This is a genomic window from Pseudomonas khorasanensis (assembly GCF_014268505.2).
Taxonomy (GTDB): domain Bacteria; phylum Pseudomonadota; class Gammaproteobacteria; order Pseudomonadales; family Pseudomonadaceae; genus Aquipseudomonas; species Aquipseudomonas khorasanensis.
The window spans coordinates 85,032-98,621 of sequence record NZ_JABWQP020000006.1 but is presented as its reverse complement, the minus strand read 5'-3'; the positions used below and the strand labels follow the sequence as shown (position 1 = coordinate 98,621).

The 13,590-nt window shown below is 57.4% G+C and carries 17 protein-coding genes; all 17 read left to right on the top strand.

What is annotated here, in order from left to right:
- Window positions 1–438 precede the first annotated feature (438 nt).
- The gene (locus tag HU727_RS15295) at window positions 439–786 is read left to right on the top strand and encodes a phage holin family protein (protein ID WP_186533083.1); all 348 of its coding nucleotides are present in this window, start codon (window positions 439–441) and stop codon (window positions 784–786) included.
- Between the two features lie 26 nt (window positions 787–812).
- Window positions 813–1,004: a hypothetical protein gene (locus HU727_RS15290; RefSeq protein WP_186533082.1), complete on the top strand. Its 192-nt coding sequence runs from the start codon at window positions 813–815 to the stop codon at window positions 1,002–1,004.
- A gap of 91 nt (window positions 1,005–1,095) precedes the next feature.
- Window positions 1,096–1,587 carry a phage tail tube protein gene (locus HU727_RS15285; RefSeq protein ID WP_186533081.1) on the top strand — a complete coding sequence of 164 codons (492 nt, stop codon included), beginning with the start codon at window positions 1,096–1,098 and terminating at the stop codon, window positions 1,585–1,587.
- A gap of 8 nt (window positions 1,588–1,595) precedes the next feature.
- The gene (locus tag HU727_RS15280; RefSeq protein WP_186533080.1) at window positions 1,596–1,946 is read left to right on the top strand and encodes a phage tail assembly chaperone family protein, TAC; all 351 of its coding nucleotides are present in this window, start codon (window positions 1,596–1,598) and stop codon (window positions 1,944–1,946) included.
- A gap of 29 nt (window positions 1,947–1,975) precedes the next feature.
- On the top strand, window positions 1,976–2,230 hold the full coding sequence (locus tag HU727_RS15275; protein WP_186533079.1) for a hypothetical protein: 255 nt from the start codon (window positions 1,976–1,978) through the stop codon (window positions 2,228–2,230).
- Between the two features lie 55 nt (window positions 2,231–2,285).
- Window positions 2,286–3,515: a phage tail tape measure protein gene (locus HU727_RS15270; protein ID WP_186533078.1), complete on the top strand. Its 1,230-nt coding sequence runs from the start codon at window positions 2,286–2,288 to the stop codon at window positions 3,513–3,515.
- Between the two features lie 36 nt (window positions 3,516–3,551).
- Window positions 3,552–3,890, top strand: a complete 339-nt coding sequence (locus tag HU727_RS15265) for a phage tail protein (RefSeq protein WP_186533077.1) — start codon at window positions 3,552–3,554, stop codon at window positions 3,888–3,890.
- Window positions 3,891–3,958: 68 nt separating this feature from the next.
- The gene (locus tag HU727_RS15260) at window positions 3,959–4,642 is read left to right on the top strand and encodes a phage minor tail protein L (RefSeq protein ID WP_186533076.1); all 684 of its coding nucleotides are present in this window, start codon (window positions 3,959–3,961) and stop codon (window positions 4,640–4,642) included.
- Window positions 4,643–4,644: 2 nt separating this feature from the next.
- Window positions 4,645–5,478 (top strand): C40 family peptidase, encoded by an 834-nt coding sequence (locus HU727_RS15255; RefSeq protein WP_186533075.1) that lies wholly within the window; start codon window positions 4,645–4,647, stop codon window positions 5,476–5,478.
- 1 nt (window position 5,479) lies between these two features.
- Window positions 5,480–6,085: a tail assembly protein gene (locus HU727_RS15250; RefSeq protein ID WP_186533074.1), complete on the top strand. Its 606-nt coding sequence runs from the start codon at window positions 5,480–5,482 to the stop codon at window positions 6,083–6,085.
- A gap of 69 nt (window positions 6,086–6,154) precedes the next feature.
- Complete coding sequence (locus HU727_RS15245) at window positions 6,155–9,673, top strand: TipJ family phage tail tip protein (protein ID WP_186533073.1); 3,519 nt, start codon at window positions 6,155–6,157, stop codon at window positions 9,671–9,673.
- Window positions 9,670–9,960 carry a hypothetical protein gene (locus HU727_RS15240; RefSeq protein ID WP_186533072.1) on the top strand — a complete coding sequence of 97 codons (291 nt, stop codon included), beginning with the start codon at window positions 9,670–9,672 and terminating at the stop codon, window positions 9,958–9,960. The genes HU727_RS15245 and HU727_RS15240 overlap by 4 nt, the downstream gene beginning before the upstream one ends.
- Window positions 9,957–10,694: a hypothetical protein gene (locus HU727_RS15235; protein ID WP_186533071.1), complete on the top strand. Its 738-nt coding sequence runs from the start codon at window positions 9,957–9,959 to the stop codon at window positions 10,692–10,694. The genes HU727_RS15240 and HU727_RS15235 overlap by 4 nt, the downstream gene beginning before the upstream one ends.
- Window positions 10,695–10,781: 87 nt before the next feature.
- The gene (locus HU727_RS25735; RefSeq protein ID WP_225919845.1) at window positions 10,782–11,906 is read left to right on the top strand and encodes a hypothetical protein; all 1,125 of its coding nucleotides are present in this window, start codon (window positions 10,782–10,784) and stop codon (window positions 11,904–11,906) included.
- Window positions 11,906–12,223, top strand: a complete 318-nt coding sequence (locus HU727_RS15225) for a hypothetical protein (protein WP_186533070.1) — start codon at window positions 11,906–11,908, stop codon at window positions 12,221–12,223. The genes HU727_RS25735 and HU727_RS15225 overlap by 1 nt, the downstream gene beginning before the upstream one ends.
- Window positions 12,220–12,585, top strand: coding sequence for a phage tail protein (locus tag HU727_RS15220; protein ID WP_186533069.1), 366 nt, complete (start codon window positions 12,220–12,222; stop codon window positions 12,583–12,585). Before HU727_RS15225 ends, HU727_RS15220 begins: the two co-directional genes overlap by 4 nt.
- A gap of 87 nt (window positions 12,586–12,672) precedes the next feature.
- Window positions 12,673–13,551 (top strand): hypothetical protein, encoded by an 879-nt coding sequence (locus HU727_RS15215; protein ID WP_186533068.1) that lies wholly within the window; start codon window positions 12,673–12,675, stop codon window positions 13,549–13,551.
- Window positions 13,552–13,590 lie beyond the last annotated feature (39 nt).

The following is a 13,590-nucleotide window of genomic DNA, read 5'->3' as shown; positions in this document are numbered from 1 at the left end:
TCAATGCATGCGTGCAAAATTAATGCATAAATAAATGCATTAATGCATTGACTGTATATGCATCCATGCATATTCTTGCAACCAAGCCGCTCGACAACGCGGCTGGCAAGACAAGCTCTTTAGTTCCGCAAGAACAGGCAGCGATGAACCGGCCTCAACGGTTCAGAGGGTTGGCAACTGACCCGGGTGTGCAGCGTAAAGCACCAGAAGCAGTTATCCGGCGGGCAGGGACCGCGGTCGGAAAAACAATATGAACGGACTCGTACCGCGCCAGTAGCGCCGAAAAGTCAGCTTCCTTCTTGAACACAGGATTTGAAGGAAGGCGAAGGAGCGCATTACTGAAAAGCCTGGTGTGCAAGCACCGGGCTTTTTGGAATGCCTGCCTGAATAGAATCGTAATTCCACACTCACTCATCACTCACCTCAAGGAGGCGTGACATGACAAACGAGCAACAAGCGTTGGCGGACATGCCCATTTGGCTGGTCATCCTCCTTGCCGTGATTGGTGGGGTATCCGGCGAAATGTGGCGCGCCGACAAGGAAGGCGCGCGCGGCTGGTCGCTGGTGCGGCGCCTGGCACTGCGCTCCGGCGCCTGCATGATTTGCGGTGTGTCGGCGATCATGCTGCTGTATGCCGCTGGATTATCTATCTGGGCCGCCGGCGCGTTTGGTTGCCTGACGGCGATGGCCGGCGCCGATGTAGCAATCGGCCTATATGAACGCTGGGCGGCCAAGCGGATTGGCCTCTGCGACGTGCCGCCGCGCGATTCACCGACCGATCCCTGATTCCAGCAAAGAGAGAAACGCTGAACATGAATGACGAAGATCTGGCCGCAATCAACCGATTGGTTGCGGCGCTGCAAATCCAGTCCGACAGTCAGGTGGCATTGAGTGCCTCCATACGATTGTTGGCGCAAAGCAATCAGGCGCTGGTCGACTTGATCAAGAGCCGAGAACCGGATCCCAACGCACCGCCCTATCTGGACGGTACACCTGCACCCTGACTGAACGCCGCTCGCAACGCCGAGACAGTTCAAGCCCGGTAATACCCCAACCCCCGCATTGCGGGTTTTTTCGTTCATTGGAGAACGCCAGATGTCGATTCTTACCCAAGGTACTCAGATTTTCGCCCTTGTTCCGCCAGCCACAGGCACCGGCCCATACACCGTGCTGGAGATCGAACACGCCACTTCGTTCGATCCGGGTGGTGCTCCAGCAGAACAGATTGAAGACACCAGTCTCAATGCTGAAGAGCGCACCTATAAAAAAGGTCTCCGTACACCCGGTACCGCCAGCCTCGGCCTCAACGCTGACCCGACCAACGCCAGCCATATCCGTCTGCATCAATTGTCGGAAGCCGATGGTGATACCGGCATCAAATGGGTTGTGGGCTGGTCGGACGGCAAAGGCGTGGCGCCAAGCGTGAATGCGCAGGGCAATGACTTCGAATTGCCAGCCACCCGTACCTGGTTTGCCTTCGATGGTTACGTGTCGGACTTCCCGTTCAACTTCGCTCTCAATACCGTGGTCACCACCACTGTCACCATTCAGCGTACCGGCGGTTCCGCCTGGATCAAGAAAGCCTGAGAGATGCCATGAACCTCAAACAATTGAAAGCCAAGGGCGGCATTGTCGACAGTCAGCCGATCAAGAAAGAAGTCAGCTGGACGCATCTTGACGGCAAGTCGGGCAAGGAAGTGACCGACACGTTCATTCTGCATATCCGGCGCCAGTCGTTCGGCGTCATCGAGCGTCTGTTCGTCCAGGACGAAAGCGAGCAAAGCCGCAACGCGAATTACATCGCCGCTTCGGTTTCATTGGGGGCGGATGGCACGGAAGCGCTGTCCCATGACGATGCCTACAACCTCGAGCCTTCCCTGGGATTCTTGTTGCTCAATGCAGTCAATGAGGTGAATGGCACGGGTGGTCATTCAACAAAAAACTGACCGCCGCCGATGAGTTCTGGCACGAGTTGGTGCTGAACGGAGTCGGCGGCCGGACGATTGCCGAAGCCAAGGAGCGCATGACCTACCACGAAGCCTTGGCCTGGGGCCGCTATATCGATCGGTATGGTTCGCTACATATTGGCAGGCGGCTGGAGGCGGGGAGCGCGATGGTTGCGCTACAGACCTACCGGTTGGGCGGCGGCCTGGCGGAACTGCTGGACTTCATGCCCCATGAACAGCGTCGGGGGGTGTCCCTCGAACGTGCAATTGAGCAATGGCGGTAGGCAGACAATTACATGACCCGCTTCGGCGGGTTTTTCATAGCCCGGAGAAATGCACATGGCAGTTATTTCCTCAGCAGGGTTGACGCCGAACCTCGACGGCCTTGAACAAGCCTGGACCCAGGCGTCGCGTATTACCGAACAAAAGCTGCGGCAGATGCAAAAGCAGATCGAGGACGCGGCAAAGAAAATTGGCGTGACGTTGCATACCTCAGCCAGTGCGATTGCTCAGGCGAACATTGCGACCTATGTCGATGGTCAAGAGCAAGCCACCAAGCAGATCAACTATTCAGACGATTTTGACAAGTTGCGCAACCAAGGTGCTCTTGCTGCCGCGCAAGTTGCAATGGGTACAAGGGAAAGTGAACGCGCCAAGGCGTTGAGTGAAATCGACCAGAAATATGCGCTGGCCCGCAAGGCGCTGGATACGCCCGCGGCGGGAGGCATTGCGCCCCAGGAAAGTGCTGATTACGGCATGAAGCTCGGTGAGCTGAAAACCGAACACGAGCAGATGACTCTGCAGGTTCAAAGCAACTACGAGGCGATGACCGAAGCACAGGGCAACTGGATCAACGGGGCTACCTCCGCCTGGGATGATTACCTGACAAGTTCCAACAACGTCGCAGCCAAATCCAGGGCAGTGTTCACCAGTGCATTCAACACCATGGGCGATGCAGTTTCGACATTTGCAATGACTGGCAAGTTTTCGTTTTCCGATTTCGCCAAATCGGTGCTCGGTGACATGGCCAAACTGGCTGCACAAACGGCGATGTCCAAAGGTTTGAGTTCGTTGTTCGGGCTGGTGGGAACGGCGGCATCGGCATATTTAACAGGGGGTAGCGCCGCGCCCGGCACAACGACCGGCGATCTGGGCGGCAATAGCTATGTTTTCAACCGTGAGTTGTCGCTAGGGGCGGATTTCAAATACGGCACATTCGCCAAGGGCGGCGCATTCACAAACGGTGTCGCGACCGGGCCAACTCTCGCACCCATGGCCCTGTTCGGTGAAGCCGGACCGGAAGCCATCATGCCGCTCAGCCGTGGCTCCGATGGCTCACTCGGTGTTCAGGTGCAGGGTGGCGCACTGGGCGGTACCAGCAGTCATCAAGTAGTGATTCAGCAAACCATCAATGTCGGTGACGGCTCGGACGGTGGCGCTGTCGGCGACATGAATTCGCAGACTGTTGCCAAAGCCTACGCCGGCGCCGCGAAACAGGGCGCTGCCGAGCAAATTGCCCGCGACCTCAAACCGGGTGGGCAGATCTGGTCCGCCATCAATGGCCGCTGAAATGAGCGGTCGCAACCACTCACGCCCGGAGAAAACATGACCATCGAAACATTTAGCTGGGTCCCGAAGATTGAACCCGTTGGCAATGTCGAGTTTCGCCTGAAGTCCGCGAAGTTTGGCGATGGCTATCAGCAAGTCGCCGCCGACGGCATAAACAACAAATCGCAGTCCTGGCCGCTGGCGTTTGTCGGCGATGAGGCGCGAATCAAAGCCATCGTGCAGTTTCTTGATCGTCACGCCGGCGCCACGCCGTTCTATTGGACTGCGCCGCTGGGTGAGCCAGCCCTCTACCGCTGCAAAGGCTACCAACCGACCCCGATGGGTGCTGGTCTGTTTACGCTTGCGGCTACGTTCGAGCAAGCGTTTCATCCGTAGACCCGTCCAGGCAAGCGGTCATAACTCCAACCCCGCTGCTGCGGGGTTTTCTTTTTACGGAGAGTCAAATGTCCATAAGCGCAGATATTCAATTGCTGGAACCGGGCGCCTGGGTCGAGCTGTTTGAACTTGATGCCACCAGCCTCGGTGCCGAGCTGTACCGTTTCCATGGATATCCACAGCAAGCCTCGATTTTCTGGCAAGGCCTGGAATATTCACCGTGGCCGATACAGGCCGAAGGATTCGAGCTGACGGGGCAGGGCACACAGCCAACCCCATCATTATCGGTGGGCAATGTCGGCGGCTTCATCACCGCGCTGGTGCTGTATTTCGAAGACCTGGTCGGTTCCCGGCTGATTCGTCATAGAACGTTGGGCAAATACCTTGATGGCCAGCCCGAGGCCGATCCGGAAGAAGAACTGCCGCCGGACGTCTGGTACATCGAACGCAAAGTCAGTGAAGACAACGAAGTGGTGAAGTTCGAACTCGCCAGTGCTCTGGATTTCAATGGCGTGCAATTGCCGCGCCGACAAATCGTAGCCAACGTCTGCTGGTGGCTCAGTTGCGGTGGTTACCGAGGTCCTTACTGCGGCTATACCGGTGGCCCTGTGGCGGATGCCAATGACGTGATTGTCAGCGATGCCGCCAAGGACAAATGTGGCGGTCGCCTGAGCAGTTGCAAGTTGCGTTTTGGTGAAAACAATCCGCTGCCGTACGGCTCATTCCCGGCTGCTGGCCTGGTTCGGAGCTGAGCATGAACAAGGCCATCCTGAATGCGATTTCGCGTCACGCCATTGCACAGTATCCCAGCGAGTGCTGCGGTTTGATCATTCGCGACGGGCGCCGAAAACGTTACATGCCATGCCGCAATATCGCCACGACACCCAGCGAGCACTTTCGTCTGGCTCCTCAAGACTATGCGCAAGCTGAAGAGTGCGGTGAGATCTTCGCCGTCGTTCACAGCCATCCGGATTATCCGGCGACTGCCAGTGAGGCGGACCGGGTCTCATGTGAGGTATCGGGATTGCCTTGGCACATTCTCGAAGTCCGCAAGGACGATGAGGGTCAGGTTTACGCAGGTGAACTGGTCACTATCAAACCCATTGGCTATCAGGCCCCCTTGATTGGGCGCGCATTTGCTCATGGTGTGCACGATTGTCTGAGCATCATTCTGGACTATTACCGACGGGAAATGGCCATCGAACTGGGTGACTATCTGCGCGAGGACGGATGGTGGGATAAAGGGGGCAACCTCTATCTGGACAATCTGCCTGCCGCCGGCTTCGAACAAGTCAACCGACCGAAGCAGGGCGATATCGTGCTGATGCAGATTCGCTCACCGGTGCCCAACCATGCAGCCATTTTTCTCGAAGACGGCATGCTGAAGAGTGAGCCGCAGCACTTTCCTTCGCCGGGCACCATTCTCCATCACCTGTATGGTCGGGATAGCAGACGCGACACTTACGGCGGGTACTGGGCAGAGGTGACGGTGAGCTGTTGGCGGCATGGCTCGACAATGTCCTCATCGCCGGGAAACTCCAAACCAAATGATCGAAACCGAACCGCAGGTCTACGCAAGGAGCGATGAGATGCATGAACAAAAACTCAGGACGATTCGCCTCTACGGCACTCTGGGGGCCAACTTTGGCCGTATACACCGTCTAGCTGTAAACAACGCAGCGGAAGCGATCCATGCCTTGTGCGTTCTGATTCCGGGATTCGAGCGTTTTCTTATGGAGTCAAAATATCGGGGAGTGACGTACTCCATCTTTCTTGGGCGCGACAATATCGGCCAGGACAGGCTTAGAGCACCGAGTGGCAAGACGGATATTCGAATTGCCCCTGTGGTTATTGGCAGCAAAAGGGCAGGGTCGTTGCAGACCATTGTCGGAATCGCATTGATCGCGGCGGCAGCGTTTTTCACCGGAGGCATTGCAGGCGTTGCTGCTGGCGGCGCCTGGGGGGCTGTTGGTTCAGTGGGCATATCGATGGTGCTCGGTGGCGTCATGCAGATGCTATCGCCACAAGCCAAAGGCCTCGGCGCCCAGGACAGCCCGGCCAACCGCGCCAGTTACAGCTTCAACGGGCCGGTCAATACCAGCGCTCAAGGTAATCCGGTAGGTCTGCTTTACGGGCAGGCCATTATCGGCAGCGCCGTGATCAGTGCCGGGATTTACGCGCAGGATCAACTCTAACGCGCCTCCCGGTTACCGGCCTCCACCCAACCCGCCCTGTGCGGGTTTTATTTCGCCTGAAGGAAAGCCATGACTGACCTCATTCTCGCTGGCAGCAAAGGCGGCGGGGCCAAGCCGCGCCCCTCCGTAGAGGCTCCAGACAGCCTGCAAAGCACGGCTTATGCTCGTATCCTCGATCTCGTCAGCGAAGGCGAAATCGTCGGTTTGAAAAACGATACTCGCTCGGTGTTTCTGGATGAAACGCCGCTGGGCAATGAAGACGGCAGTCTGAACTTCGACGGTGTGACGCTGGATGTTCGCACCGGTAGCCAGGACCAGGCACACATCCCCGGTTTCCCAGCCGTGGAAAACGAGTCGGTCGCGGCCGTTGAGCTGCGAAGCGACCAACCGTGGACCAAGGCTTTTACCAATCTGCAACTGTCGGCTGTGCGGATTCGCCTGGCGGTGTCGCGCATGGCGCAGACCAATACCAGTAACGGCGACACCAACGGTTACACGGTCAAATACGCGATTGATCTGGCCACCGACGGCGCTGCGTTCGTCGAGGTGCTGGCGTCCGCGTTCAGCGGCAAGACCACCTCTAAATATGAACGCTCGCACCGCATCGATTTGCCGCCCGCCAAAAGCGGCTGGACCTTGCGCGTGCGTAGGCTGACGCCGAATTCCACCAGCGGCACAATTGCCGACACCACCAGTGTTGAATCGAGCACCGAGGTAATCGACGCCAAGTTGCGTTACCCCGGCTCTGCGGTCATCGGTCTGCAGTTCGATGCGTCGCAGTTCCAGTCCATTCCATCGCGTTCGTTCGAATTGCTGGGACGTATCATCCGGGTGCCGAGCAATTATGACCCTCAAAGCCGCGTCTACAGCGGTGTCTGGGATGGCACCTTCAAGTCGGCCTGGACCGATAACCCGGCTTGGATTTATTACGATCTGCTGTTGCACCCGCGCTATGGTCTGGGCCATTTGCTCAATGCCGGTCAGGTCGATAAGTGGGAGCTGTACCGTATTGGTCAGTATTGCGACCAGCCGGTGTCCGACGGCAAGGGCGGTACTGAACCGCGCTTCACCTGTAACCTTTACCTGTCGGTACGCGCCGATGCGCTGAAGGTCTTGCAGGACCTCGCCACCACGTTTCGTGGCATGTCGTATTGGGGCGCGGGTTCGGTCATGGCGGTTGCCGATATCCCGGAAGATCCGGTGTACACCTATTCCAACGCCAACGTCATTGACGGCAAGTTCGTCTACGGCGGGTCGGCGAAGAAGACTCGTTACACCGTAGCGCTGGTCAGCTGGAATGATCCGGCAGATTTCTATCGTCAAAAGGTTCAGTACGTCGACGATGCCGACGGCATCGCGCGTTACGGTGTACAACAAACCGAAATCACGGCTACCGGTTGCACCTCTCAGGCACAGGCCCAGCGAATTGGTAAATGGGCGCTGCTGACTAATCGTCTGGAAACAGAAAGCGTCTCCTTTTCGGTCGGTCTGGACGGTACCTTGACCCGCCCCGGGCAGATAATTCGGGTAGCCGACAACGACCGTGCCGGGCGACGCATTGGTGGACGTCTGCAGGACGCGACGCTCCAGACACTGACTCTGGACGCTCACGTCAGTGCCGAAGCCGGCGACACCGTCACCCTGATCATGCCGACGGGTAAAGCCGTTTCCCGTGTCATCAAATCAGTGAGCATCAGTAATGAGGCTCAGCGCGTGGTTCTTGCTCAACCCTTGAGTGAACTTCCACCGGCGCAGTCGATGTGGGCCATTGATTCATCGTCGTTGGCGACCCAGCAATTTCGCGTGCTGTCGATTGCCGAAGACTTCACCGACAGCGACATCAAGTACAGCATCAGCGCAGTCAAACATGTGCCGAGCAAGTACGGAGCGATCGACAACGGTTCTCGTATCGAGCGCCCCCCTGTCACGGTCATACCGCCAGGCATACAGGCGCCTCCGGCTTCGGTCACGATCAGTAATAACCACTTTGTCGACCAAGGCAGTGCGATCGGTGTGATGACGATCGAATGGGCGCGCCCGGCCAGTGCCATCGCCTACGAGGTCTACTGGCGCAAGAACGACAGCGAATGGGTGTATGCCGGCCGGACCGGCGGGGCATCGATGGAGGTGCGCGGCATCTATGCCGGGCGTTACGTGGCCAAGGTTCGGGCGATCAATGCGCTGGACATCGGCTCGATCTACGCGACGTCAGTCGAGACTCAACTGTCAGGGAAAACCACACCACCGCCGTCGGTGACATTCCTCAAGACGGACAGCCTGCTGTTCGGCATCGGCCTGAAATGGGAGTTTCCCGCGGGTGCCGAAGACACGCAGCGCACCGAAATCTGGTACGGGCCAACGGCAAACCTCGAGGCCGCTACCAAGCTGGCCGACCTGGCCTATCCGCAAAGTGATTACACGATGCAGAGCCTGCTGGCAGGAACGTCGTTTTTCTTCTGGGCAAGGCTGGTTGATCGCACGGGCAATATCGGGCCTTGGTATCCGACAGGCAACGGCGTACTCGGCCAAGCGAGCTCCGAGGCCGGACCGATACTCGACATGCTCGCGGGGAAAATCTCGCAGACCGAACTGGGTAAAGACCTGCTCAGCGACATCGAAAAAATCCCCGGACTGCAGAACCAGATTGATGCCCTTGGCGAAAGCTATGACGCGACGAGAACGTATGCGAAATACGCCATCGTGCGTCAGGGCGATCGGTTGTATCAGGCCAAAGCACTCGTACCCGTTAATCTGCCACCGCCGAACGCCCAGTACTGGGTCGATGTGGGGCAAACGGTCGAGACCGCCACCGGTCTTGTTCAGCAGGTCGGCACCAACACCGCCGATATCAGCAAGATCGACGGCGCGGTAACAGCTCAGGCCGCCGCATTCCAGGCGCTGCGCGCAGCGTCTCGGGACGACAACGGTGAAGGCGAGCTGGCGGATGCGCTCAAAGGCTGGACCAGCACCGCGGCGATCGCCGTCGAAAGCAGCGTCCGAGCGTCCCAGAACGAGGCGACGGCACAGCGTCTTTCAACTGTTGAGGTCACCACTGATCTGAACACGGCGATTGTCACCTCGCTCGAAAAAGCGGTGACGACGACGAACGCCGCGACAGCTTCGAAAATCGACCAGTTGACCGCACAGGTCGGGCAAAACAGCGCAACCGTCAGAGAGACTGCAACAGCATTGGCGGATACCAGCGGTAAGTTGTCGACTCTGTGGTCGGTGAAAATGGACACGACTGCAGGTGGCCAGAGATACGCGGCGTCGTTCGGTCTCGGCCTGCAGGTTGATCCATCCGGTGTTTCATCGCAGTTCGTAGTGCGGGCGGACACCTTTATGTTGTTGAACCTGGCCAAAGGAACACCGACGTCACCGTTCACGGTTTCTGGTAATCAGACCTTCATCAATTCTGCCTTCATCCAGGACGGCACGATCACCAACGCAAAAATTGGCAACGTCATCCAATCCACGGCATTGGCCAACAATGGCACGCCCATCTGGACTCTGGACAAAGGTGGCCGATGGACGGTGGTGGATCAGGCTGGCACGGTACGCGTTGAAATGGGGATGCTCTCAACATGACTTTCGGATTCAGAACGTTCGACGCGCAGGGAAAAATGTCCATTGATGTGACTGATCGAGCACTGAGAGTTATTCATTCGATGCCCGTAAAGTTTGCCGATTCGGGAACTTTTCCTTTGCCTGGTTTTAACTCAAACAATGCAACTGCCTATGTGGTCGGCAACGAGGTCAATAAGCGTCCGGTGTGGGCATTTATGCGCGATGGCTATGTCGAGTGGGGATTCTACGGTTGGTGGAGCAATGCTTACCACACTGCCGGGACGCTCTATGTGGTGGCGAAATCATGAGTAGCTTTGGGCTTCTCGTGCGTAACGCCGGCGGTGCAACAATTATCGATAGCAAATTCCATAATCTCGGAATTTTGCTGGAACAAAACATAGCGGTCAGTACGAGTGCAGTGTATCAATTGGTCTTTCCCTATCCGGTAACCTCGGCGGCACCACCTATTCTGGCCGTCAGGGCATGGAATAATCCTGCGCTGTTCTACGACAGTGTCCAGTACCTTGGTGGGCCGGGAAACTGGACAGGGGCTGTTCTGGCCTTTATCGGCAACGGCGGCCATACATCCCAGACCATTGCCATACGCGTTTACGCCTATAACCTGCGTTCCATCAGTGGTTATGGAATGCGCGTGCGCAATGAACGCGGGGAAGTCGTGTTTGATTCCTTGCTTCGCCCCCCGGTCTTTGAAAGAGAGTTGGGCGGCGCTCCCCAGGATTGGATACTGGTCTCGGGACAACCGATTGCCGGTGCAGCACGCATGGATATCTATCGCCCAGCTTCATGGATTACCAGCTCGAGTATCTATCTGGCCGTCGGTATGGCGCTTGATGTGGAGTTGGGACAAGTGGCAGTCAATGGCGTGACGGTCAATGCGATTACTTATATCCGATGGGGGTTCGCTGCCAATGGCGAACCGAGATTGATGCTCGATTCACGCACTGGCTTCACTACGAATTATCCGGGGATTCCCCAAGCTATCTACTATTCCATGCCGGCCATTCCAATTATCAAAGAATAAGTGTCCCCCGCTTGGTAGGCGGACAACGTATGTCTTTTGTTTGGTCGTGACCGCGCCCTGCAATTTTCTAACATTTCTGGAGTACATATGCCCTGGTATAAAACTGGAACAGTTACTGTCGTCCAGAATTCAACCACCGTCACCGGTAGCGGCACTGCGTTTATTGCCAACAGCCGTATAGGTGATGCTTTTCATGGCCCCGATGGAGGATGGTACGAAGTCATTAATATTGCCAGCGACACGGCACTATCCATTTTGCCGGAATACCGCGGCAGTTCCGCTAGCGGGGCGTATTCACTGGCGCCAATGCAAGGTTACGTCAAGGATTCCGCGGATCAGCTGCGCAGCGTGGTCAATCAGTATGGAGCGAAGCTTGCGGGGCTGGGAGCAACCGCTAATTTCGATGTACTGCCAGTTTCCAGAGGGGGAACCAGTAGCACAACGCCGGTTGCAGCTCGCGCTGCTCTGGAGCTGGGCAGTGCCGCTTCCGCCACAGTTCAAACCACTCCCAGCGATGCAACCGCCGGGCGCGTCATGCAGGTTGGCGCATTTGGGATCGGCGGTGACGCCCCGGTCTACAACGGCAACATCGACGACACGGCGACTGTTCCGGCGGGACGCTGTTTTGTCATTAACACCGCAACCGGCGTGAAACCGGCAGGGTCATCTTACGGTTTGATGGATACCATCAAATACGTCGGTCAGCCGGTTCATCAGGCGTGGCACGAGGTCAGCGGCATCGCCGGCGGTGGCACTTTACGCACCTGGGAGCGAGATCAATACGGTACGGGCGTTTTCGGCCCATGGCGCATGGTTTACCGACAGAACAACATCGTTGGGGTCGTTTCGGGTGCCGGGGCGCCTTCCGGAGCAATCATTGAGCGGGGGGCCAACGCCAATGGTGAATACACCAAGTTTGCCGATGGCACGCTCGTTTGCTGGAAGGTCATGGCTACCAACTCGACGGGTACTTATGGAGTAGGTGCGTTATTCGGCAGCGATGCCTATGCGCCCGGTGCTTATCCCTCAGCCTACGCGTCGATACCTACTGTGACGTCCGCAGCGATTGGCAGGGTAAACGTCGATTGCGTCATGGCCAGTGCCTGGATTCCTCCTTCGATTGCCAACTGGGGCGCCTGGCGCGCTATCGCAACAACGAACGCAGCCTCGGCTGCGCAAATCAATTTGATCGCCATAGGCAGGTGGTATTGATGAACATTGTTCTGTCTCCGCAGCGCAGAGACGACTCTCTGACACTGCACAAGTCGGGTGCGCTGATCACCGTGAACGGCGAAACCTTCGATTTCTCCCAGCTGTCCGACGGCGACACGTTGCCGCAAAGTGCGATTGACTCCGAATGGTTCGTGGGTGATGTTTCCCACGAGCAGGGTCACTTGATCCTTCACCTGTTGCTGCCGATTCCTGCTCATTACAGCCAGGCGCAAGCCTTTCCCGCGAACCTGATCGATATTCCTGACGGTGACGTGGCATTGCCACAGCCGTTGCCGCAAGCGGAGGTTGAGGTATGAATATTGACTGGTCGCAATTGATCACCAAAGCCATGAAAGAGGCAGCGGCTGCCGCAGCACGATTGACCGAAGCTCAAGCACTGCTCAAGACCAGAAACGAATCGGCCGCAATGCAGGTCGAGCGCATTCAGGATCGTATCGAGACCCTCGGTTACGGCATCGATCTGGGCGAGGCGACATCTGACGATGAGGCGGAGCAGCAAGCACTGCTTGCCAACCTGAAACATTGGAAAGCGTACAAGTTCAGCTTGGGCAAAGTGGCCGCACAAGCTGTCTGGCCAGTGGCGCCGGATTGGCCTGTTCAGCCCGCTGTTCCGATCATTGTGGTTGACCCGATCTTGCCGGCTGCCAGTTTGACGTAGCTTTCCCGTACATCCCTGGCCGAGATCGCCATCACACCCCAATGCCGCCAAGTGCGGTTTTTTTTGCTAAAAAACAAGGGATTAACCATGCCATGGCTTAGAGCAGGTACGGTCAATGTCAGCAACAGCTCGCCTGCGGTGAGCGGCGTCAATGTGGATTTCGTGACCAACGTGCGGGTAGGCGATGCCTTCGTCGGCCCGGATGGGCGACAGTATGAAGTCACCAATATTGCCAGTCCGGACATGCTGTCCATTACCCCGACTTACCAAGGGGCAACGGCTAACGATGCAGCGTATTCGATCATGCCGGTGCAGGGATATCCCAAGGCGCTGGCCGATGCGTTCAACAATCTGAATGTTCAGTACGGGTCGAAACTGGCTGCGCTAGGTCCTACGGGAAATTTTGATGTCTTACCCATGAGCAGAGGCGGAACCGGCTCGACGGATGCCGCCTCGGCTCGACTTGCGCTGGGGCTCGGCGCTGTGGCCACGGACGCTCTCGTACCGGTAGCACGAGGTGGCACGGGCGGAACTACCCCGGCGACTGCTCGATCGGGCCTCGGACTGGGAAGTGCGGCCATCGCCGCGGTGGTCGGAACGGTCAGCCAGGATAAAGGCATTCCGACAGGTGCAGTCATTGAACGTGGCGCGAATGCCAATGGTGAGTACGTCAAGTTCGCCGACGGTACGCTGATTTGCACGCTCTACGGGCGAGGTGGCATTGCGTTCAACAACCCGTCCAATATGGGCTTTAACTGGACGTATCCGATACCGTTCGTGGCGCCGGGATTTGTGATCGGGAACCTGGTTGGCGTACTGGGCGTGGCAAGACAGGTGACCAGCGTCGGCGCCTACAGCCGGGGCCTCGGTTTCGCCAGCATCTGTGCATTCAGCCTTGGACAGTTCGTGCAAGGCGACGAGCAAATGGTCTCTTTTGACTGCTTCGCCATCGGCAGATGGTTCTAAGGAAAACCCTGCCCGACCGCCAACGGCTGAGGCACATCG